Origin of the sequence: Nocardia sp. SSK8 (assembly GCF_037034205.1) — a bacterium.
Lineage (GTDB): Bacteria > Actinomycetota > Actinomycetes > Mycobacteriales > Mycobacteriaceae > Nocardia.
Window position 1 is genome coordinate 19,919 of record NZ_JBAGKD010000016.1, and the last position, 21,901, is coordinate 41,819.

Genomic DNA, 21,901 nt, shown 5'->3' on the forward strand with positions numbered 1-21,901 from the left:
GCGCCGGTGCTCACGTGGACGGATCCGCCTCGTCGCCGAGCGCGGTGAGGACGAGCCGGTGCAGGGTGACCTGCTCGTCGGGGTCGAGGCGGTGCAGCACGCGGGCGGTGGCCTCGGCGATCAGCTTGTCGGTGCGCTTACAGCGTTTGCGGCCCGCGTCGGTGACGCGCAGCCGGTATTTGCGGCGGTCCTTGCCGTCGCGGGTGCGCTCTACCAGGCCCGCGCCCTCCAGGGCGTCGACCAGACGGACCACTTCGCTGCGGTCGATGCCGAGCGCCTCGCCGACCTTCTTCTGGGTCAGGTCGGCGTTCTCGGCGATGAAAGTGAGCACCCAGTGGTCGCGCAGCGGGAGGTCGATCTCGGTGTGCAGGGCCTTGGTGAGTCGTGCGAGCGCGTACACCGGGTAGCGCGGCAGACCGCGGACGGCGTTCGGGTTCGAGGACATGGCGGCCACTCTAACAAATAGTGGGTGAACTCAATCATTTGGCGGTTCCATCGTGGAGTCATCCGATGGTTGCGGGAGTTCGCGCGCGAGGGCAATCCGGGGGCAATCGCGTGTCGTGGCGAAGGGGCCTGTCGGGCAGCGATTTTCCGGGCGGCGGAATTCGGTGGTTGACAGCCGCGGCGATCGTCTGTCACTCTCGTTGCAGGTCACGAGTACCAGCGACAAGCCCCGGCTAGCTGGTCGGCAACCCTCCTCCGCGGTGGGGTGCTCCGGGTGACGACCTGGCCGCCGTCCGCAGTGGGCGCGGCAAGCGCGGACTCGGAGCATCCCTCGGGAACGAGTCCCTGAACCGACGGGATTTCGTCATGACCGCAGTAATCGACCCCACCTGTGCCCTCGTCGCCGTCTCCGGCGCCGACCTCCAGGTGCCGCTGGTCCAAGGCGGGACCAGCACCTACGCCAACTTCGACTACGCGGCGAGCGCGCCTGCGTTGAAGCAGGTCACCGACCGGATCTCGCAGCTGCTGCCGTACTGCGCCAGCGTGCACCGCGGCGCGGGTTACGCCTCGCGGATCTCCACCGAGTGCTACGAGGCCTCGCGCGGGGCGGTCGCCCGGTTCCTCGATGCCGACGACGACCAGGTGGTGGTGTTCACCCGCAACACCACCGACTCGCTGAACCTGCTGGCCGGGTGCGTGCCGGGGGAGACCGTGGTGCTCGATATCGAGCATCACGCCAACTTCCTGCCGTGGACCGCGCACGGGCGACGGGTCGTGCAGGCCGCCGACACCGTCGAGGAGACCATCCGCCGGGTCGTCGCCGAGCTGTGCAGCAAGCCCGCCGCGCTGCTCGCCGTCACCGGGGCGTCGAATGTCACCGGGGAGGTGCTGCCGCTGGAGCGGCTGGCCACCATCGCGCATCTGTGTGGTGCGCGCATTCTCGTCGACGCGGCCCAGCTCGCACCGCATCGCCGGATCTCGTTGCGCGATACCGGCATCGACTACCTCGCCTTCTCCGGCCACAAGCTCTACGCGCCCTTCGGCGCCGGGGTGCTGGTCGGGCGCCGAGACTGGCTGGACGCGGGCGAGCCGTACCTGGCCGGTGGCGGCGCGGTGCGCTCGGTGGGTGTGGACGCGGTGCAATGGGCTCCCGCGCCGCAGCGGCACGAGGCCGGATCGCCGAATGTGCTGGGCGCGGCCGCCATCGCCGCCGCCTGTGACGCGTTGGCCGCCATCGACCCGGCCGAACTCGTTGCGCACGAACGCTTCCTGGCCGATCGGCTGCGCGAGGGACTGAGTGCTCTGCCCGGTGTCTCGCTGGTCAGCATCTGGTCCGACAGCCCGGACTCCGTCGGCATCGTCGCCTTCACCGTCGACGGGTACGCCCCCGGCCAGGCCGCCGCCTACCTCTCCGCCGAACACGCCATCGGCGTCCGCGACGGCCGCTTCTGCGCCCACCCCCTGCTCGCCCGCCTCGGCCTCGACGCCGCCCTGCGCGCCAGCATCGGACTGGGCACCACCCCCGCCGACGTCGATCGCCTGATCACCGCCGTCGCCACCCTCGTCACCCAGGGCCCCACCTGGGACTACGCCGCCACCGATGGCCTCTGGAACCCCACCCCCGAAACCCGCCCCCTCACTCCCGATGCCTCGGTCGGTGCCGCGCCCTGCCTGATCGGCTGACTTCGCGACGGTCGGGCCCGCGCGGGTCCGGCCGCGCCGAAGTCCTCGGTGTTCCGGCCGGACCGCTTCATCGTGTCGATGCTCGACCGGCTCCCGCAGTGCTCGAAACAGGAATGTTTGACGCGCCGCCCGTGTGGGTAACAGGACTTCGGCCGGTCGCGATGAGCCCCGAAACAACGCTCGGATTCGTTAGGGGACACCGTGACACGACCGACTCAGCCGCCCGATCCCTGGGCCCGTCCGCCCAGACCACAGGACAAGAAGCGCCGGTGGCCCTTGATCGCCGGGATCGGGGTCGCCGGTGTGGTCGGTCTGGCCGCGATCGGCGGGCTGGCCGACGACGGCGCGGACACGAAGACCTCGCCCACTCGCGTCGTCGAGGTGTCGACCACGACCCGCACGTCGTCGACGACGGTCGCGTCGACCACCACCGCGACCCCGACCACCACGGCGACCCCGACCACCACGGCGCCCGCCATCGCGAACGTCACGCCGACCACCACCGTCGATGTCCCCGTGGTTCCCGTCGCTCCGACAACGACGACCGCCGCACCCCCGCCGCCGGTCGTCATCCCCGCACCGACAACCACCGTCGACCTCCCCGCCCCGCCCGCTGCCCTCGTCCCCGAACCGGAAATCCCTTCGTCGCCCAGCGTCTACTACAAGAACTGCAAGGCCGCGAAAGCCGCAGGCGCCGCCCCGCTGCACCGCGGCGACCCGGGCTACCGCTCCGATCTCGACCGCGACGGCGACGGCGTGGCCTGCGAGTAGCGGACTACTGCTCGGTCGCGACGGCCCGGAGCGAATCGCCTGCCTGGACGTGACCGGCGAGCCTCGTCGACAGCGTGAAGGAGAACTCACCGGCGGGAGAGGGGAAGACGCCGGTAACGCGGAACTCGCTCGTGGCCGCGGTCGTCGTCCGATCTGTGTCAGGTGTCGAGGGCGGTGGGGCGGTGGTATTTGCCGTTGTAGTAGAGGAGGGGGGCCGCCGAGGGGGATTCGTGGGTTTCGTCGTGGACTCGGGTGACCAGGGCGATGGCGATGGTGTGGTCGCCGATGTCGATGAGTTGGTGGAGGGTGGCGCGGAGCCAGATGGGGGTGCCGTGGAGGACGGGTTCGCCGGTGTCGAGGGGGGTCCACAGGGAGCGGTCGGTGAAGCGGTCGGCGGCGGTGCGGGAGAAGCGGTGGGCGAGGTGGTGCTGGTGTTCGCCGAGGAAGTGGATGACCACCGAGCCCGCCTCGCGCAGGGCGGCGATGCTCGAGGAGGTGTGCGCGATGTTGAACGAGACGAGTGGGGGTTCCAGGGAGAGGGAGGCGAAGGAGGTCGCGGTGAAGCCGACTGGGCCCTGTTCGGCGCCCAGGGTCACCACGGTGACGCCCGCCGGATAGTGGCGCATCGACGCCCGGTACTGCTCGGCGGTGATCCCGCTCAGATCGTCGGGAATCACCAGTTCACCCGATTCAGGTCGCACATCACCCACCCCGCCAAACTACGCCCGGGGCCCGGGCGTACCTATGGCCGCGCCGGGGATTTGACCGATATCACCCGCGTGGGCTCAGTCGACGTCGAGCGGCAGGCCCGCCGTGATGCGGACGAGCTCGCGGAAGTTGGTGCGGAACACCGTGTTCGGATGACCACCCGCCGCCCAGACCTCCGGATGCGCGGCCAGGGCAGTATCGACCCAGGTCGGCAGGTTGGTGGGATGGCCGACGGGGGCAGTGCCGTCGATGGGCTGGCCGGTGATGCGCTCCACCAGGGCGGCGGGTGCGGGGGTGAGGGTGCCTTCGAGGCGTTTGCCGGTGCGTTTCAGGTCGACCTGGTGGTGCCCGGCGACCAGCAGCAGCACCGGATCGTCGTCGAGCAGGAAGACCTGGGAGGTGGTGATGGCGGTGGGCTCGGCACCCAGGGCGCGGGCGGCATCGGCCGCGGTGGGGGTCGGCGTCTCGGGGGAAACGATGACGCCGTGGTGCCCGCGGGCGATGAGCGTGTCGGCGACGCGGCATGCGACCGCCGGAAGAGACGACCTGCGCATAATTCCAGAGTAAGGCGATTGCGGGAAATATGCCGGGGGAGCGGGATTTTGGGGTTGGGCCAGGGCCGACGGCAGCACTTGGCCCCGCGCCAATAGACTCGACCCATGACTGAATGGCAAGCCTTCACCGTCGAGACCGCCGACCACGTCGCGCAGGTCACCCTGATCGGCCCTGGCAAGGGCAACGCGATGGGACCGGACTTCTGGCGGGAGCTGCCGGAGATCTTCCGCGAGCTCGACGCCGACCCGCAGGTGCGCGCGGTGGTACTCACCGGCGCTGGCAAGCACTTCTCCTTCGGCCTGGACCTGGCCGCCATGGGCGGCATGCTCGCGCCGGTGCTGGCCGACGACGCCAAGGCCGCGCCGCGCACCGAATTCCTCAAGGTCATCCGGTCCATGCAGGCTTCGGTGACGGCTGTGGCCGAGTGCACCAAGCCGGTGATCGCGGCGGTCTCGGGCTGGTGCATCGGTGGCGGTCTGGATCTCATCGCGGCCGCCGATATCCGCCTGGCCAGCGAAGATGCCAAGTTCAGCCTGCGCGAGGCCAAGGTCGCCATCGTGGCCGACATCGGCTCGTTGCAGCGCCTGCCCGGCATCATCGGCGAGGGCAACCTGCGTGAGCTGGCCTTCACCGCCAAGGACATCGACGCCGCCCGCGCCGAGCGCATGGGCCTGGTCAACGAGGTGTTCGCCGATCAGGACGCGGTGGTCGCGGCCGCGCACGCCATGGCGCGCGAGATCGCCGAGAACCCGCCGCTGGTGGTGCAGGGCATCAAGGACGTGCTCGAGCAGCGCACCAGCCCGGCGGTGGCCGAGGGCCTGCGCTACGTGTCGACCTGGAACTCGGCGTTCCTGCCGTCGAAGGACCTCACCGAGGCCATCACGGCGGTGTTCCAGAAGCGCGCCCCCGAGTTCAAGGGCGAGTAAAGGCAGTTCAAACGGTTGCCCCGGCGACCGTTCTGTCTACATACTTGCATCACACAACTAATTGATTGATGCAAGTAAAAGGTGAGGCAGTGAGTCAGAGCGAACCGGCGATCGACGTGATCGCCACCCAGCTCGTGCGGCTGCACCGGCTGCGCGATCGCGCGCTGGCGCAGGTCAAGGACCGCTCGGGGATAGACCCGGCGGGTTTCGTCGTGCTGTTCCGGCTGGTCTGTGACGGGCCGATGCGGTCGGGTGCGCTGGCCGAGGCCGTGCACTCGGACGCGTCGACGGTCAGCAGGCAGGTCGCCCAGCTGGTGGAACGGGGGCTGGTCATCCGGACCGCCGACCCCGACGACGGCCGCGCGACCGTCCTGGAAGTCACCACCAAGGGCCGCGAGGTGGCCGACCGGATCCGGGCCCGGCGCCAGGAGAGCGTCGCCATCGTCACCGAGGACTGGTCGGCCGAGGACCGTGCGAGCTTCGCCGCGCTGCTGACGCGCTTCGTCGCGGACTACGACAGCGCCCGCCTCACCCTGCTGGCCCGCCCGGCGGAGCCGAGCACAACCTGTACGGAGAACAATTCGTGACCACGACGGCGCCCACGGTGGAATCACCGGCAGGCTTCACCCACCGCCAGATCCTGACCATCCTGTCCGGGCTGATGCTCGGCATGCTGCTGGCCTCGCTGGACCAGACGATCGTGTCGACCTCGATCCGCACCATCGCCGACGACCTGCACGGCTACTCGCTACAGGCCTGGGCCACCACGGCCTACCTGATCACCGCCACGATCAGCACCCCGCTCTACGGCAAGCTCTCGGACATGTTCGGCCGCAAGCCGTTCTTCCTCACCGCGATCGGGCTGTTCATCATCGGCTCGCTGCTGTGCACGCTGGCCACCTCGATGTATCAGCTGGCCGCGTTCCGCGCGTTCCAGGGCCTGGGCGCCGGTGGTCTGATGTCGCTGGCGCTGGCCATCATGGGTGACATCATCAGCCCCCGCGAACGCGCCCGCTACCAGGGCTATTTCCTCGCGGTGTTCGGCATCTCCAGCGTGCTCGGGCCGGTGCTGGGCGGCCTGCTGGCCGGACAGGACACCATCCTGGGCATCACCGGCTGGCGCTGGGTGTTCCTGGTCAACGTGCCGCTGGGCCTGCTGGCCCTGGTGGTGGTGACCCGGGTGCTGCAGCTGCCGCGCAAGCCGCACGCCACCCACCGCATCGACTTCGGCGGCGCGCTGGTGCTGGCGATCGGGCTGGTGCCGCTGCTGATCGTGGCCGAGCAGGGCCGCGAATGGGGCTGGGGCAGTACCGCGTCGGTGATCTGTTACGTGATCGGCGCGCTCGGCGTGGCCGGGTTCGTCGCGGTCGAGAAGCTCATGGGTGACGCGGCGCTGATCCCGCTGCGGATCTTCACCAACACCACCTTCGCGCTGGGCGTGGTGATCTCGTTCGTGGTCGGCGCGGCCATGTTCGGCGGCATGCTGCTGCTGCCGCAGTACCTGCAGGTGGTGCGCGGCGCCGGACCGACCGAGGCGGGCTTGCAGATGCTGCCGATGGTGCTCGGGCTGATGATCGGCTCGATCGTGTCGGGCAGGCTGATCTCCAAGACCGGCCGCTACCGGGCCTTCCCGGTGATCGGCGCGGTCATGCTCACCGTGGGGTTGTTCCTGCTGCACCTGCTCGACGCCGACAGCCCGCTGTGGCTGGCCATGATCTTCATGGCGTTCACCGGCTTCGGCCTGGGCAACCTGATGCAGCCGCTCACCCTGGCCCTGCAGAACGCGCTGCCGCCCAAGGACATGGGCGTCTCGACCGCCTCGGCCACCTTCTTCCGCCAGATCGGCGGCACGCTGGGCGCCGCGGTGTTCCTGTCGATCCTGTTCTCGCTGCTCACGCCCAACATCACCACCGAGATGCAGCAGGCGGCCACCGATCCGGCCTACCAGCAGGCCGTGGTCGCGGGCGCGCACAGCGACAACCCCGCCGACGCCGCGCTGGCCAAGGGCCTGCTCGCGCACGACACCTCGGCGGCCGGACACGTGCTCGAGGACAGCTCGATCATCCAGCAGCTCGACCCGCGGCTGGCCAAGCCGTTCCAGGTGGGCTTCGCCGACTCGATGTCGACGGTGTTCCTGGTGGCCGCGGCGGTCGCGGCGCTGGCGCTGCTGCTGGTGCTGTTCTGGAAGGAGGTCCCACTGCGGATGCAGGGCGGCATCCAGGCGGCGGGCGAACCGAAGAAGCCGGAGGCGGCGCTCACCTAGTCCGGAAACGCGAAACGGGAGGTCCGAAGTATCCGGACCTCCCGTTTCGGTGGCTCAGTGGCCGGATTCCTTCAGTCGGGTGAACGCCTCGTCGATGACCTTCTCGGCCTCGGCGCGGTCGAGCCACTCCGAACCCTGCACGAACTTGCCGGGCTCGAGGTCCTTGTAGCGCTCGAAGAAGTGCTTGATGGCCGACAGCTCGAACTCCGAGACATCGCCCAGTTCCTGCACGTTGTCCCAGCGCGGGTCGCCCGCGGGCACGCACAGCACCTTGTCGTCGCCGCCTGCCTCGTCGGTCATGCGGTACACGCCGATCGGGCGGGCCTCCACGATGACGCCGGGGAACACCGATTCCGGCAGCAGCACCAGCGCGTCCAGCGGATCGCCGTCCTCACCGAGGGTGTTCTCGATGAAGCCGTAATCGGCCGGGTAGCCCATGGAGGTGTACAGGTACCGGTCGAGCTTGACCCGGCCGCTCTCGTGATCGACCTCGTACTTGTTCCGAGAACCCTTGGGGATCTCGATGGTGACGTCGAACTCCACGCCATCTCCTTGCTCGTTCGAGTGCTTCTGTGCCGAATCGCCAGATCGTTCTGGGGAACCGTTGCGCAACGAGGATAGTGTGGTGTGCTGGAACACCGGTGCGGCAGGCGGCTCAGCGCGCGCAGTCGAGGCGTGTCGGGCGAGACAGTCGAGGATCGGTGAGGCGTTGATGTCGAGGTTCGAGATTCCGGCCGGCCGGGTGGCCTGATGGATCAGCGCGGAGGGGGCTATCCGCCCTATGGCAGCGAGGCGCCGACCGTGGTGCTCGAACGCGGGGGTGACCAGGCGAAATCGGGTCGGCGAGCGCTGTGGATCTGGCTGTCGGCGGTGGTCGTGGCGGTGCTGGTGATCGCCGGTGGGTTCGCGGCGATCGCGAAGCCGTGGTCGCCGGAGTTCCGGCATGGGGGGTTGACGGTGGCCGCGCCGCCGTCGACCGAAGGGCCAGCCGCGCAGGTGACACCCGCGCGCTCGAACGCGCCCGCGCCCACTCCCGCTGGGCTCGCGGCGGCGCTCGCTCCGGTGGTCGGCAGTCCCGATCTGGGGTCGTTCGCGGGGCAGGTCACCGATCCGGCCAGCGGGACGGTGCTGTGGAGCCAGGATCCGGCCAAGGCCATGATCCCGTCCTCGACGGCCAAGATCATGCTGGTCGCGGCCGCGCTGCTGACCCTGCCCGACGAGCAGCGGGTGGCGACCAAGGTCGTCGCCGGGGCGCCGGGCGAGCTGGTGCTGGTGGCGGGCGGCGATCCGACGCTGACCACCCGCGCCGACGGCGGCTACTACACCGACGGCGCGCGCATCGCGGATCTGGCCGCGCAGGTGAAGGCCGCGGGCACGCCGGTGAGCTCGATCGTCGTCGACAATTCCGTCTACGCGGGGCCGACCATGGCCGCCGGGTGGGACCCCATCGACATTCCCGAGGGCTCGATCGCGCCGATCGAACCGATCATGCTCGACGGCGGCCGCTTCGACCCGTCGGCCGACTACTCCCCGCGCAGCGCCAACCCGGCACTCGACGCGGGCCGGGCGCTGGCCGCCGAACTCGGCGTCGACCCCGCCGCGGTGCGGGTCGGGCAGGCCGCCCAGCGTGGCACCGAGATCGCCAGGGTGGAATCGGCGCCGCTGCGAGTCCGGCTGCACGACATGATGATCCACTCCGACAATGTGCTGGCCGAGGCGATCGGGCGCGAACTGGCCATGGCGACCGGGCAGGAGGCGTCCTTCGCCGGTGCCGTCGCCGCGACCACCGCCGTGCTGAGCACCGCCGGATTCGATGTCACCGGACTGCATCTGGCCGACAACAGTGGTCTGTCCGTCGACGACCGGGTGCCGCCGCGGCTGCTCGACTCGATCATCGCCACCGCCGCCGAACCCACCGGCGATGCCACTGTCGTCCCGGCGGGCACCCAGGCCAGGCCCGAAACCGATCCGCGGGCAGCGGCTCTCGCGCCCCTGCTCGACGATCTGCCGGTGGCGGGTGGCACCGGCACCCTCGCGCCGCGGTTCGTCACCCAGAACCGGCAGGGCGCGGGCTGGGTGCGGGCCAAGACCGGAACTCTGAGCGTCGCCAGCGCGTTGGTCGGGTATGTGCTCGACCGTGACGGGCGGGTGCTCACCTTCGCGCTGATGTCCAACGACAGGTTGCCGGAGGTGAGCAGGCCGGCACTCGACGCGGTGGCGGGCGCCCTGCGCAACTGCGGTTGCTCCTGAGAGAGCGGGTGGCGATGAGCGAGGACAAATCCGGGCGCAAGCCGTCGGGATTCAGCGGCGCGGTGGATTGGCGGCTGGCCGCGCGCACCGGTGGGGCGCTCGCGCCCGCCGGGCCGCGGATCTCCCGGGACGCGGCCGAACAGGCCGTCACCGAGCTGGCGGCCGCGTCGGTGCGGGCCGAGGGGCCGGTGCGTGAGGTCAGCGGGTTGCTCGACGACCGGCCGGTGCCCGAGGCCAGGATCGTCGACCGGCCCGGCTGGATCGCCGCCGCCGCCGATTCCATGGCCGTGCTCACCGGCACCGAGACCACCTCGGCGACCGGGCGGTTCGTCGGCAAACCGGCCGGGGTGCAGGCCGGGACCATGCTGGCCTTCCTGTCGACGGCGATCCTCGGCCAGTACGACCCGTTCACCGGTGCCGACGGCACACTGCTGCTGGTGGCGCCGAACATCGTCGGGGTGGAGCGGGCGCTGGGCGTCGACCCGTCGGACTTCCGGCTCTGGGTCTGCCTGCACGAGGTGACCCACCGGGTGCAGTTCTCCTCGGCGCCGTGGCTGTCGGAGTACATGCGCACCAATGTCGACATCCTCAGCGAGGTCGGCGAGGAACCGATGAGCGAGATGCTCACCCGTCTGCTCGGCGAGGTCCGCGCCCGGCGCGACGCCGACGCCGTCGACGACCCCAACAGCCGCGGCATCGTCGGCCTGCTGCGTGCCGCCCAGGCCCCACCCCAGCGCGAGGCCCTCGACCGCCTCCTCATGCTCGGCACCCTGCTCGAAGGCCACGCCGACCACGTCATGGACGCCGTCGGCCCCGCCGTGGTGCCGACCGTCGCCGAGATCCGCGGCGCCTTCGACCGGCGCAGGCAGAAGCCGTCCAACCCGATCCAGCGGATCATGCGCGCGCTCCTCGGCGTCGACGCGAAGGTGGCGCAGTACGTGCGCGGCAAGAAGTTCGTGGACGCGGTGGTGGAGCGCGTCGGCGTCGCGGAGTTCAACACGGTCTGGACGAACGCCGACACCCTGCCGCTGCTCGACGAAATCGACGACCCCGGCCGCTGGATCACCCGCGTCCTCACCTGACCCATGTTGGACGGGTGATCACCACGCTCTCAGGTAAACATCGGCCGAGAAGGGTGCGCCACCGGAGCGTGGTGATCAATGGTCCAGGTTGGTGGGGGCGTGATCGGGGCGGGATCTGCGGTGTCGATGGTGCGGGGCTCGGTAGCCTGCTGGCATGTCCGGTGGTTCGATGCTCGACGGCGTGACGTCGCGCAGGGGTGCGCCCGATGACGGGTAAGCGGTCCGGCGGTGCGGTGCGGTTGCCGGAGACAGCGGCGGTGCTGGTGGTGCGGCGGGGTATGCGGGAGTGGGTCGCGGCTCGGGGTGGGCGTGCGCCGGTGGTCGTCGGGTTGTCGGGTGGGGCGGATTCGCTGGCGCTGGTCGCGGCGGCCGTGGTCGAGGCAGGTCCGGTGACAGCGGTCGTTGTCGACCACAGGTTGCAGGAAGGCTCTGGGGCGGTGGCTCGCCGGGCCGCTGAACAGGCACTCGCGCTGGGGTGTGTGGACGCGGTCGTCGTGCCGGTGGCGGTCGGGCGGGACGGGGGCGTGGAGGCGGCGGCGCGGGCGGCTCGGTACGCGGCGCTGGAGGAGGTGCGGGACGGGCGGCCGGTGTTGCTCGGGCACACGCTCGATGATCAGGCCGAGACGGTGCTGCTCGGGTTGGGGCGGGGGTCGGGTGGGCGCTCGATTCAGGGGATGGCGGCGTGGAACGCGCCGTGGGGGCGGCCGCTGCTGGGGGTGCGGCGGGCGCAGACGGTGCGCATGTGCGCGGATCTCGGGATCGAACCGTGGGACGACCCGCACAACATCGACCCCGGCTACACCCGCGTCCGCGTGCGGACCGAGGTGCTGCCGCTGCTCGAGGAGGTGCTCGGCGGTGGGGTCGCGCAGGCGCTGGCACGCACCGCCGACCAGTTGCGCGAGGACGGTGCTGTCCTCGACACCCTCGCCGAGGACCTGCGACGCTCGGCGACCATCCCACCCGCCGCGCCCGCGTCCGCGGAGTTCGTGCCGGAGATGACGTCGTCGGAATCGGTGGTGTGGGGTAGTGGCCCCGACGACACCGATCGCCCGCGGTTGTCGATCGAGATCCTGGCCACTGCGCCCGCGGCCGTAAGGCGAAGGGCGGTGCGGGTGTGGTTGGCGGAGCAGGGGATCGGCGGGCTGATGAACGCGCATTTACAGGCGATCGACGAGCTGGTGAGCGACTGGCGCGGGCAGGGGGGCGTGGCCGTGGGCGGGGGCAGCCGGGCCCACAGGTTGGTCGTGGCGCGCGAGCATGGCACGCTGACGGTGCGCGCACAGCCGCGTCTCGATGACACATAATGAACCGGCCCGGTCGGGATCGACATCACGAAGGGACACCCACTTCCGTGTACGGAGACGACATCGCATCGGTGCTGATCACCGAAGACGAGATCAAGGCCAAGATCGAGGAACTGGCCGAGCTCGTCGCGAAGCGGTACCCGCCCGACAGCCCCGAAGGCGACCTGCTGCTGATCTGCGTGCTCAAGGGCGCGATCTTCTTCATGACCGATTTCGCCAGGGCGCTGCCGATCCCCACTCAGCTGGAGTTCATGGCCGTCTCGTCCTACGGCTCGTCCACCTCGTCCTCGGGCGTCGTGCGCATCATGAAGGACCTCGACAAGGACATCGCGGGCCGCAACGTCCTCATCGTCGAGGACATCATCGACTCCGGTCTCACCCTGTCCTGGCTCAAGCGTAACCTGGCCACCCGCAACCCGGCCTCGCTGGAAGTGGTCACCCTCCTGCGCAAGCCCGACGCCCTGCGCACCCCGGTCGATGTCGCCCACGTGGGCTTCGACATCCCGAACGAATTCGTCGTCGGCTATGGGCTCGACTACGCCGAGCGCTATCGCGACCTGCCCTACATCGGCACCCTGAACCCGGCCGTCTACTCCTAGGACACTACGCGCTCGAGGGCCTGTAGGTCGGCTTCGAGCGCGCGGAACAGGACATACGAGCCGACGAAGGCGATGATGCCGCCGACGCACAGGACGCGGACGGCGAGGATCACCGAGGGGATGTCGCCGGGTGGCAGGAAGGTCAGTCCGGCGACGGCCAGTAGCGGGACCGAGGCGGCGATGGCGAGGTACCAGGTGCAGCGGCCGCGCAGGTCGCGCAGCCATTTGCCGTCGTCGGCGCTGATCTCGCCGTGTCGCAGGAACACCGGATAGACGCAGCGCACCAGGTAGTAGGTCACCAGGAAGAACGGGTAGGCCACCGCGATCGCGCCGCAGACCAGCAGCGAGGCCAGGAAGTGCACCACGGCCCGGCCGGGGACGTCGCCGGTGGCCAGGCGCAGGGCGATCGGGAAGGTGAATCCGGCCAGCGCCCACAGCGAGAAGGCCACGATCACCGCCCGGTCACCGAAGCGCAGGGTGTCGTGGCGGGCGCGGCGCAGGGTCTCGGAGTCGTAGCGTCTGCCCTTGCGTAAGCCGCCGGGCACCCACAGCACGAAGCGGGACAGGTAGATCAGCAGCGCGGCCCCGGCCGGGAAGAAGATCAGGTTCACCCCGGCGGTGATGAGCACGAAGGTCTGCTGGGCGGATTCGCCGAGCCTGCTCACCACCAGCGTCTCGTTGTGCTGGATGTTGTACCAGGAGGCCAGGGCGTTGGGGACGCCGATGGCCAGCACCAGCACCAGCAGCGGCCACTTGCGCAACCACAGCCGCCAGCTGGTGGGCGGCGGGTCGACCAGGTCGCGGGCGCGCGCGTCCAGGCACAGGTCGAACTGCTTGGCCAGCACGGCGCCGTCGGCCCAGCGGCGCGAGCGGTCGGGTTCGAGACAGGTGAGCAGCACGCGCAGCAGCGCGGTGGGGCAGTCCGGCGGCACCCGGTCCTGGGCGGCGGGGTCCACGCCCCCGGTGCGGCGTTCGAGCATGGCCTCGAGGGTGGTCTCGTCGCCGTGGCCCTCCTCGGCGGTGCTGTCATCGAAGGGTTTCGCGCCGGTCAGCAGCTCCCACAGCACCACGCCCAGCGAGTAGATATCCGAGCGGGTGTCCAGGTCGGCGGCGGTACGGCCGAGCCCCGGATGACACGCCTCGAGCTGCTCGGGCGACATGTACGACAGCGACCCACCGAAATACGACACCGGACTGGTCCCGGCGACGGTGCGGCTGAAGCTGATATTGAAGTCGGCCAGCTTGGGCACGCCCTCCGCGGTGAGCAGCACATTGGCCGGTTTCACATCGCGGTGCAGCACGCCGTGCGCGGCCGCGTAGTCGAGCGCCTCGGCCAGCCGCCTGCCCAGCCAGGCCACCGTCTCCGGCCAGCTCAGCGCGGCCAGCTCGTCGCGCACGCTGGAATCGGTGGGCCGGATCTCGCCCTTCTCCTCCATGGCCGCGTCCACGGCGTCGAGCAGCAGTTTGCCGCTGCGCTCGCTCGCGGGTGTCGCGCGCACCCAGCGCAGCAGCCCGAGCAGCGTGCCGCCGGGCAGGAACTGCATGTAGAGCAGCCGCAGTCGCCGCGAATCCGCGGGCGCGGCGGCGGTGTCGAGCAGCTGCTGGTCGAACACCCGCACGATGTAGTCGTGGTCGAGCTGGGCCAGGGTTTGCGGTTCGGTGCCGCGGTCGGCGGAGATCTTCACCGCCACCAGCCGTTGCATCGAACGCTGCCTGGCCAGGAAGACCCGCGCGAACGCGCCGGACCCGAGCCCGGTCAGCAGCTCGAAATCGCCGATGCGCTCGCCTACCTCGATGCGGTCCAGCGGCGCGAGCCCGGCCGCGACCGAGTCCGCGGCGGTGGCCGCCGAGGTCGCGGTGGCGGTGAGGTCGAGCTGCCGAGCGGTCATCTCGGTAGTACGAGTGGGGTCCGGTGGATGGTTCAGTGTCGGCTCGCTGCGATGGGTGCTCTGGTCGAGCTCGTCGCTGTTGAGCAGGGCGCGCAGGCTGGCCGCCTGGGCGGGATATTCGCGCAGGCACTCGCGCGGGTCGACCCGCTCGCCGCTGTGCCTGCGGATCACGAACTCCTCGAACACCAGCCCCGGCGGCAGCCCGGCCGGATCGAGTTCGGGGAATTCCGCGCAGTACTGGGCCAGCCGCTTGCGGTCGACCTCGGCGCTCGCGTGATGCAACCAGCGGTGGCGCAGATCGACCCGGATCAGCTCGTGCAGGGCGTGGCGGCGCAGCGTGCGCGCGTCGGGCAGGAACTCGGCGATCTCGGGCGGGCGGGTACCGGCCTGCCCCCAGGCCGCGGCGAACGCCTCGACCATGTCGGCGCGCAGATCGGCGTTCCGACCGGAATTCCCGTCGGGCCGTCCGCCGCTTGCGGTGTTATCGCTCATCCACCGACCTAAAGGTTCGTGCGACACCCAACGCCATGGGCCCCCGAGCCGTACTCGAAATGATAACTTGCGCCTCGAGAGCTGATCACCCGAATTTCGACGACCATGCGAACGGGGGCGAATCCGCAGATGCACGATGACCTCACAGCGGTAGCATGGGAGTCCGTCGACGACGACGGCGTGACGGACGCTGAGGTGACGATGGTGTCGTCCCACCCACCCGCCGACGACTACCCGATCGGCGGCCCGGCCGCGGCGGTGGCCGCCCGGGTACGCGCGGGCACCATCACGCCCACGGACGTGGTGAGCGAGGCACTGGCCCGCATCGCGTCGGAGAATCGCAAGATCAATGCCTTCACCGTGGTGCGCGCCGAGCGCGCGCGGACCGAGGCCGCGCAACTGGCCGCCCGCGACGATCTGGACGAGCTGCCGCTGGCCGGGGTGCCGGTGGCGATCAAGCAGAACATCGCCGTCACCGGGGAGCCGACCCGCGCGGGTTCGGCGGCGACCTCGACCGCGCCGGAGCAGGCCGACCACGCGGTGGTGGCGCGGCTGCGGGCCGCGGGCGCGATCGTCGTCGGGCTCACGGCCATGCCCGAGCTGGGCCTGTGGGCGTGCACCGACGAGGACGGCAAGGTGACCCGCAATCCGCGCGATGTGGGCCGCACGCCCGGCGGCTCCTCCGGCGGTGCGGCCGCCGCGGTGGCCGCGGGACTGGTCCCGATCGCGCACGGCACCGACGGGCTCGGCTCGATCCGGGTGCCCGCCGCCGCGTGCGGGGTCTTCGGGATCAAGCCGGGACGCCAGGTGGTGCCCAGCGCGATCGGCGCCGATTCCTGGGGTGGCATGGCCGAGAACGGGATTCTGGCGACCACGGTGTCGGACGCGGCGCTGGGGCTGTCGGTGCTGGCCGGTCGCTCGGATCTGGCCGAGGTGCGCGCGCCGCATCGACTACGGGTCGGGCTGGCCGTGGCTCCGCCGTCGCGACTGGTCCGGATGGATCGACACTGGACGGCGGCGGCGCGCACCGCGGGTGCGCGCGCGGCAGCGGCCGGGCACCTGGTGGAGCCGGTCGAGCTGCCCTACGGCGACGCGGCACTGAGCATGCTGCTGCGCTGGCCGAGCGTTGGCCTCAGCGACGCGCAGCGGTTGCCGAATCCGGCCGCGCTGCAACGTCGCACGCGCCGTCATCTGGCGCTGGGCAAACTCATCCACCGGCTCGGGCTGGTCCGCCCGCAGCAGGTCGACCGGACCGAGGCCCGGCTGCTGGACTTCTTCGAGAACTTCGATGTGGTGATCACCCCGACGCTGGCCGCGCAGCCGCCCAAGGCCCGGCGCTGGAGCGGGCGGGGCTGGGGCGCCAATGTGTACGCGTCGCTGCGCTACGCGTCGTTCACCGGGCTGTGGAATCTCGTCGGCTGGCCCGCCGCGTCGGTGCCGATGGGGGTGCATCCCGAGGCGCACACCCCGCTGGCCGCGCAGCTGGCCGGTCCGCCGGGCAGCGAGGCCACCTTGCTCGGCCTCGCCGCCCAGTTGGAGCTGTCGAGCTAGACCGCGATCGGCTGCGGCTGCGGCGCGGGCTCGGAGAAACCGCCGTCGACGGCGCGACCGGCGAATTCCAGGATGGTCGGGCGGGTGTCGTCGGCCCGCCAGGCCACCGCGAGCTCGCACGGGGTGAGCCCGGCGACCGGCCGGGCGGTGAGCCCGGGCCAGCGGTACATCGGCACATTGTTCTCGGCGAGCAGGCACACGCCGAGGCCCAGGCTCACGGCCTCGAGCTTGTCCTCGGGGGTGGCCGCCTCGGCGCCGATCTTGGCGGCGCGGCCGCCGCGGGCGTCGTTGCCGAGCCAGAAGTCGCGCACCGCACCGGCTTCGGTGGGCAGGGCGACGAACGGTTCGTCGAGCAGATCGGCGAACTCGATGGTGTCCTGTTCGGCCAGCGGGTGGTTCTCCGGCAGCAGCACCCAGCGCGGCTCGGTGCGCAGCACCTGCCAGCGGTAGCGGTTGGGGTCGGGCAGCGGCAGCCACACCAGGGCCAGGTCGGCCTGGCGACCGGCCAGCCCGCTGGACGGGTCGTTCCAGGAGGCGGCGTGCAGGGCAAGGCGGTGGCCGCTGGCGCTCTCCAGATCGTTGAGCAGGCCGCGGCCGAGCGCGGACTGGATACCCACGCGCAGCACTTCACCGGCTTCCTGCAGGGAGACGTTGGTCACCTCCCACAGCTCCAGGATCTTGCGGGCGCCTTCGAGCAGTTCCTTGCCCGCGACGGTGAGGGCGACGCTGCGCTGGTTGCGGTCGAACAGGACCACGTCGAGCTGGCGTTCGAGCTGGCGGATCTGGCGCGACAACGTCGGCTGAGCGATGTGCAACCGCTGGGCGGCGTTGGTGAAATGCAGTTCCTCAGCGACGGCGACGAAATACCGCAGATCGCGCAAATGCGGGTCCATAGCACCTTGCTATCAGAATCGGTCGGGAAATTCCAGCCAAAACGGGCAAGGAAGTTCGCGGAGGTGGATCAAAACAGTCACCAGGTTGGTAACGCACAGCATATGGCCTGGCATGGTGCGTCGCACCATCGAGTCGGTTTTCGGGGGCCGGAATCGGTGCCGCGCCGGGCTGTCCCGGACAGCTGGGCGGTTGACCAGCGAAAATGCGTCCGGCTTCACACATCGTGCCTGGCCGCGGCGGGTGCCGTCGGGGTCGCCTCGTGCGCCGAAACCGCCCGTCGACCGGGGTTCAGGAGGCTGGACCGGTTAGGGGAGTGATATTCGTCACCAACAGGTTTCGGGGCCGGAAATCCGGCCGCGGCGAGACGGCCGCCGCGGCCGGAATCCGTTGCTACTTACCGCTCTTGAGCCGCAGGACGGTCGGCAGGTCGATCCGGCGCAGGCCGCGCGCGCCCGCCGCCCGCATCGCCCCGAGCGCGAACACGATCTTGTTCATGTCGTAGGGGTACCAGAGCAGCTCTTTGGTCATCGTCGGGAGCTTGGGCTTGGTCATGGCCTGCGCGCGGCAGTACTTGCGCACGCCGTTGGCGCCGCCCCAGCGCGCGCCGACGCCGGACAGGCCCCAGCCGCCCATCGGCATGGCGAAGTTGAACAGGTTGGCGAACACGTCGTTGATATTCACCGCGCCCGCGTTCAGCTGCCGGGCCACCCGCTCGCCGCGGTCCTTGTCGCCGGTCCACACCGAGGCCGACAGGCCGTAGATCGAATCGTTGGCCATGCGGATCGCCTCGGCCTCGTCGGCCACCTTCATCACCGGCAGGGTCGGTCCGAAGGTCTCCTCGGCCACGCACGACATCGAATGGTCCACATCCACCAGCACGGTCGGCTCGAAGAAGGTGCCGACGCCGGTGCGCTTGCCGCCGGTGGTCACCCGCGCGCCCGCGGCCACCGCCTCGTCGACATGGCGCTGCACGATGCGCACCTGGTTCTCGTTGGCCAGCGCGCCCACCTCGTGCTCGGACTCGCGCCCGTCGGCGCCCTGGCGCAGCGCGGCCACCGCCGCGGTGAGCTTCGCGACGAACTCGTCGTAGACCGGCGCCTCGACATAGACCCGCTCGACCGAGATGCACACCTGCCCGGCGTTGAACATGCCGCCGAAGGCGATACCGTGCGCGGCCCGGTCGATATCGGCGTCGGCCAGCACGATCGCCGGATCCTTGCCGCCCAGCTCCAGGCTGTAGGGGACCATCCGCTCGACGCAGCGGGCCGCGATCTTGCGGCCGGTCGCGGTGGAGCCGGTGAACTGGATGTAGTCGGCGTTGTCGACCACGGCACCGCCGGTGGCCCCGGCCCCGGTGACCACCTTGAACACCGGCGGCGCCCCGATCTCGGCCCAGCCGCGCGCCAGCTCCACCGCCGAGAGCGGGGTGACCTCCGAGGGCTTGAGGATCACCGCGGCACCGGCGGCCAGCGCGGGGAACACATCGATCGCGGGCATGGCCAGCGGGAAGTTCCACGGGGTGATCACGCCGACCACCGGATACGGCCGGTAGGCCACGGTCAGGGTCTTCACCCGGGCCAGCGGGCTGTGCGGGGAGGGATGGTCGTCGGCGAGGAACTTCCCGGCGCGGCGGGCGTAGTAGCCGAGCAGGTCGACGGCGAAGGTCGGATCGATGAGCGCGTCCACGCGCGGCTTGGCGGTCTCCGATTGGAGTACCTCGGCCAGGTGCTCGGTGTTGTCGATGAGCCAGTCCTGCAGCTTCAGCAGCCACTGCTTGCGCCCGTCGGGGCCGATGGCCTCCCATTCGGGCTGGTAGAGGCGTAGTTCCCGGACCGCGGCGGCCACATCTTCGGGCGAGGTATCCGGCACGGTGCCGCTCAGGGCCCCCGTCGCGGGATTGCGAACCTCGATCACCGAGGCGGTCTGCGATATATCGGTCACGGTCGTGCTCCCCACTACATTGTGTGAATCAGTTCACCTTCCCTCAGCGTGGCACAACTGGCGCGGTGACAACAGGGGAAACCGTCCCGGCGCGTGGGAACGACGGGACAGCGGGAGCCGTGACCGGGTCTACCTGGCGGCCGAACCCTCGCCCGCGGCGGCGTCGCGCGCGGCGATCCGGCGCAAGGGCGGCTCGGTGGGCGGCGGGACACGCCGATCCGGAAGTTCGGCGAGCAGGGTCGTGGTGGCCGCGGCGATGGCGGCGACGGCCTTGTCGACGGCGGGCTTGGTGGTGCTGCTCAGCCCGGAGATGCCGCCGACTTTGCGCACGTACTGCAAGGCGGCAGCGTAGATCTCCTGCTCGGTGGCGGCAGGCTCCAGACCACGCAAGACGGTGATATTTCTACACATGTCAGAACCATAGACCTGTGGGGCATCTCACGTCAGGGCAAGAAAGCCGCGATCTGAAAATCTCGTGACGCACGGGCCCGCGCTGTCCGCCCACGACGGCGTGTCCGGCACTAGACTCGGCCGCATGCCTGCTCGGGGAGTACCAGCGCTGACCACTTTTCCGTACCCGGAACTGGACGATCGCGAGGAAGACCACTGGTCCGGCGCCGGGGTCAGCGACGACGAGTTGCGCGCCCTGTCGCTGGGTGCCTTCTACTCCACCCGCTGGGATGCCTTCCACGACGCGATGCTGCTCGGCCCCGAACGCGAGCATCCGCTCGGCGACCGCCGCGAACTCGCCATCGACACCCTGACCGGTGCCTGGGGCATCACCGACGGCACCGAGGCCCGCGCCTCGATGGAGCAGCTGCTCGAGGGCATGCACGCCCCGCTCTACGCGCTGGTGCACCCGCTGGTGTCGGCCTCGATCAACGCCAGCGAACGCGACCGCTTCGGCGAGCGCGCCGACCGCCACCGCGCCTTCCTGCGCCAGGTCGGCTCCTTCCGCGGCATGGACAACCCCGAAGCGCTGGTCCGCGACTACGACATCTGGGCCCAGGCCATCAAGATCGGCTTCACCGACCACCTGGCCCGCCCGCTGCCCAACGACATCCACGCCTGGGACCTGGCCCGCGTGGTCGCGGTGGCCCGGATGGCCTTCACCGCCGGTTACATCGATGCCGACGTGGCCTGGGAGTACGCCATGCGCGCGCTGGCCCCCGCGCAGCGCCGCTACCGCAACTGGCGCCAGTTCGGCGACGCCTACCTCACCGGCTGGACCTACTGGCAGGCCACCGAGGACCTCGCCGAACTCAAGAACGGCGGCGTCGACCGGCGGATGGAACTGCTGCGGCTGTGGACCCGGCCCACCAGCCCGTGGCGCCGGATCGAACTCAACGAGCCGGAACAGAAGACCGAAACCGAAGCCACCGAACCGACCTGAGCACCCGACTCAGCCCCACACATCCCGACGGGACCCAAGGGGGCGCGAACTCGAGCGCGCCAGCGCTCCAAACAACACAGCTCTACAGGCTGCGCAGGATGCCGCGGCCGTAGCGCTGGAACTGGGTGTCGTCGACCATGCCCAGCGAATGCCGTTCCACCAGCAGTTCCCATTCGGCGTAGAGCTGAGAGACGCCCGGATCGGCGGGGCCCGCGGCACCGTCGGCGGCCTGCCTGCGCACCGCGAAGTTCACCGCGCAGGTGACGCGCTCGGTGTCGGCCCGGTCGACGCCCGCGAAGTGCAGGGTGCGGTTGCCGTCGTTGACATCCATGCCGGAGCCGCCGTGCCGGGTATCGATCTCGCCGGGCGCGGTGCGCGCCTCGACCGTGCGGGCGCCCAGGATCGCGGGCACCGCCAGCTCATGGGCGTAGCGCTCGCCGCCGCCGACGGCGATGAACAGCAGCCGGGTGGTGGTCGCCGCGAGCAGACCGGTGCCCGAACCCGCGGGCGGCGCGGCCACCGCGATGGCGGTCTCCAGCACGTATTCGTCCGGGGTGACGTAGCGGTTGAGCGCGGTGACCGCCGAGCGGGCCTCCTTGCGCGGGGCCATCCGGCGCACCGCCCGCTCCACATCGGCGCGGGTCGGGCCGGACTTGCCCCACTCGGGCGCGGGCGGGGTGAGGTCGGGGGCGGCCACGTCGATGCGCTGGGTGGCCATGATCTGGTCGTTGATCCGGTCGACGATGCCCAGCGCGGCGGGCACGTCGTGCTCGGCGATCAGGACCGGCAGCGGGGTGCGGTCGGCGGGCACGCCGGTGAGCACGGGGGTGGGATAACGCAGGTAGATCTCGATGACCACCGCGTCGTCGGCACGGCGGTTGAGCCGCACTTTGAGCAGGTCGGCGATGGGAACGTCGAGAACCCGTTCGCCGTCGCTACCCGGTCGCAGGACGGTGAGCCGCCCGCGGCCGTGGCGCAGAATCGCTGTGGGTGTTCGTAGCTCGACGATGACCGTACCCCCTGCGCTGTAGTTGTGTCGCCGCCCACGATAGGGCGGGCATGACATGATTGTGGCCACTTGCCACAACCCGCCTCGGAGCGTTCGGGAACCTCTTGCGTGCTCCGGGCGTTTACCAGTGCAACTGCACCAGCAGCC

At 70.5% G+C, this 21,901-nt stretch carries 20 protein-coding genes and 1 riboswitch; of the genes, 11 read left to right on the plus strand and 9 right to left on the minus strand.

Going from position 1 to position 21,901, the window contains the following annotated elements; genetic code table 11:
• Positions 1-10: 10 nt before the first annotated feature.
• Positions 11-445 carry a MarR family winged helix-turn-helix transcriptional regulator gene (locus WA675_RS24470; RefSeq protein WP_336087523.1) on the minus strand — a complete coding sequence of 145 codons (435 nt, stop codon included), beginning with the start codon at positions 443-445 and terminating at the stop codon, positions 11-13.
• Between the two features lie 204 nt (positions 446-649).
• Positions 650-764: riboswitch (SAM riboswitch) on the plus strand.
• 46 nt (positions 765-810) lie between these two features.
• On the opposite strand from WA675_RS24470, the gene WA675_RS24475 reads away from it, so the two are divergent.
• Both WA675_RS24475 and WA675_RS24480 read left to right on the plus strand, forming a co-directional pair.
• Positions 811-2,127 (plus strand): aminotransferase class V-fold PLP-dependent enzyme, encoded by a 1,317-nt coding sequence (locus tag WA675_RS24475; RefSeq protein WP_336087524.1) that lies wholly within the window; start codon positions 811-813, stop codon positions 2,125-2,127.
• A gap of 201 nt (positions 2,128-2,328) precedes the next feature.
• Positions 2,329-2,898: an excalibur calcium-binding domain-containing protein gene (locus WA675_RS24480; RefSeq protein WP_336087525.1), complete on the plus strand. Its 570-nt coding sequence runs from the start codon at positions 2,329-2,331 to the stop codon at positions 2,896-2,898.
• Between the two features lie 158 nt (positions 2,899-3,056).
• On the opposite strand, the gene WA675_RS24485 is transcribed toward WA675_RS24480, so the two are convergent.
• Positions 3,057-3,524: a flavin reductase family protein gene (locus tag WA675_RS24485; RefSeq protein WP_336087606.1), complete on the minus strand. Its 468-nt coding sequence runs from the start codon at positions 3,522-3,524 to the stop codon at positions 3,057-3,059.
• A gap of 159 nt (positions 3,525-3,683) precedes the next feature.
• Entirely contained in the window at positions 3,684-4,160 is a 477-nt protein-coding gene (locus WA675_RS24490) for a YbaK/EbsC family protein (RefSeq protein WP_336087526.1), read from the minus strand.
• Positions 4,161-4,265: 105 nt separating this feature from the next.
• On the opposite strand from WA675_RS24490, the gene WA675_RS24495 reads away from it, so the two are divergent.
• From WA675_RS24495 to WA675_RS24505, 3 genes are all read left to right on the plus strand, one after another.
• On the plus strand, positions 4,266-5,087 hold the full coding sequence (locus WA675_RS24495; RefSeq protein WP_336087527.1) for a crotonase/enoyl-CoA hydratase family protein: 822 nt from the start codon (positions 4,266-4,268) through the stop codon (positions 5,085-5,087).
• Positions 5,088-5,176: 89 nt separating this feature from the next.
• Entirely contained in the window at positions 5,177-5,674 is a 498-nt protein-coding gene (locus WA675_RS24500; protein WP_336087528.1) for a MarR family winged helix-turn-helix transcriptional regulator, read from the plus strand.
• The gene (locus WA675_RS24505; RefSeq protein ID WP_336087529.1) at positions 5,671-7,350 is read left to right on the plus strand and encodes an MDR family MFS transporter; all 1,680 of its coding nucleotides are present in this window, start codon (positions 5,671-5,673) and stop codon (positions 7,348-7,350) included. Before WA675_RS24500 ends, WA675_RS24505 begins: the two co-directional genes overlap by 4 nt.
• A 54-nt stretch (positions 7,351-7,404) precedes the next feature.
• Here WA675_RS24505 and WA675_RS24510 read toward each other — a convergent pair whose 3' ends face one another.
• Complete coding sequence (locus tag WA675_RS24510) at positions 7,405-7,893, minus strand: inorganic diphosphatase (RefSeq protein ID WP_336087530.1); 489 nt, start codon at positions 7,891-7,893, stop codon at positions 7,405-7,407.
• A 207-nt stretch (positions 7,894-8,100) separates the two neighbouring features.
• Between WA675_RS24510 and WA675_RS24515 the strand changes: the two genes are divergently transcribed.
• The 4 genes from WA675_RS24515 (at position 8,101) to hpt (ending at position 12,585) form a co-directional block, all read left to right on the plus strand.
• Positions 8,101-9,600, plus strand: a complete 1,500-nt coding sequence (locus WA675_RS24515) for a D-alanyl-D-alanine carboxypeptidase/D-alanyl-D-alanine-endopeptidase (RefSeq protein WP_336087531.1) — start codon at positions 8,101-8,103, stop codon at positions 9,598-9,600.
• Positions 9,601-9,614: 14 nt separating this feature from the next.
• Entirely contained in the window at positions 9,615-10,682 is a 1,068-nt protein-coding gene (locus WA675_RS24520; protein WP_336087532.1) for a zinc-dependent metalloprotease, read from the plus strand.
• 206 nt (positions 10,683-10,888) lie between these two features.
• Complete coding sequence (gene tilS, locus WA675_RS24525) at positions 10,889-11,986, plus strand: tRNA lysidine(34) synthetase TilS (protein ID WP_336087533.1); 1,098 nt, start codon at positions 10,889-10,891, stop codon at positions 11,984-11,986.
• Between the two features lie 47 nt (positions 11,987-12,033).
• Positions 12,034-12,585, plus strand: coding sequence for a hypoxanthine phosphoribosyltransferase (gene hpt, locus WA675_RS24530; protein ID WP_278260567.1), 552 nt, complete (start codon positions 12,034-12,036; stop codon positions 12,583-12,585).
• Here the strand turns inward: hpt and WA675_RS24535 are convergent.
• Positions 12,582-14,894: a serine/threonine-protein kinase gene (locus WA675_RS24535; protein ID WP_336087607.1), complete on the minus strand. Its 2,313-nt coding sequence runs from the start codon at positions 14,892-14,894 to the stop codon at positions 12,582-12,584. The genes hpt and WA675_RS24535 overlap by 4 nt on opposite strands.
• A 273-nt stretch (positions 14,895-15,167) precedes the next feature.
• Between WA675_RS24535 and WA675_RS24540 the strand changes: the two genes are divergently transcribed.
• Positions 15,168-16,517 carry an amidase gene (locus WA675_RS24540; protein WP_442945717.1) on the plus strand — a complete coding sequence of 450 codons (1,350 nt, stop codon included), beginning with the start codon at positions 15,168-15,170 and terminating at the stop codon, positions 16,515-16,517.
• Here the strand turns inward: WA675_RS24540 and WA675_RS24545 are convergent.
• From WA675_RS24545 to WA675_RS24555, 3 genes are all read right to left on the minus strand, one after another.
• Positions 16,514-17,410: a LysR family transcriptional regulator gene (locus WA675_RS24545; RefSeq protein ID WP_336087535.1), complete on the minus strand. Its 897-nt coding sequence runs from the start codon at positions 17,408-17,410 to the stop codon at positions 16,514-16,516. The genes WA675_RS24540 and WA675_RS24545 overlap by 4 nt on opposite strands.
• A 391-nt stretch (positions 17,411-17,801) precedes the next feature.
• Positions 17,802-19,352 (minus strand): aldehyde dehydrogenase family protein, encoded by a 1,551-nt coding sequence (locus WA675_RS24550; RefSeq protein WP_336087536.1) that lies wholly within the window; start codon positions 19,350-19,352, stop codon positions 17,802-17,804.
• 129 nt (positions 19,353-19,481) lie between these two features.
• On the minus strand, positions 19,482-19,763 hold the full coding sequence (locus tag WA675_RS24555; RefSeq protein WP_336087537.1) for a DUF2277 domain-containing protein: 282 nt from the start codon (positions 19,761-19,763) through the stop codon (positions 19,482-19,484).
• 124 nt (positions 19,764-19,887) lie between these two features.
• On the opposite strand from WA675_RS24555, the gene WA675_RS24560 reads away from it, so the two are divergent.
• Positions 19,888-20,745 (plus strand): DUF1266 domain-containing protein, encoded by an 858-nt coding sequence (locus tag WA675_RS24560; RefSeq protein ID WP_336087539.1) that lies wholly within the window; start codon positions 19,888-19,890, stop codon positions 20,743-20,745.
• A gap of 82 nt (positions 20,746-20,827) precedes the next feature.
• On the opposite strand, the gene WA675_RS24565 is transcribed toward WA675_RS24560, so the two are convergent.
• A complete protein-coding gene (locus WA675_RS24565; RefSeq protein ID WP_336087540.1) occupies positions 20,828-21,823 on the minus strand; it encodes a hypothetical protein in 996 nt (331 codons plus the stop codon).
• Between the last annotated feature and the right edge of the window lie 78 nt (positions 21,824-21,901).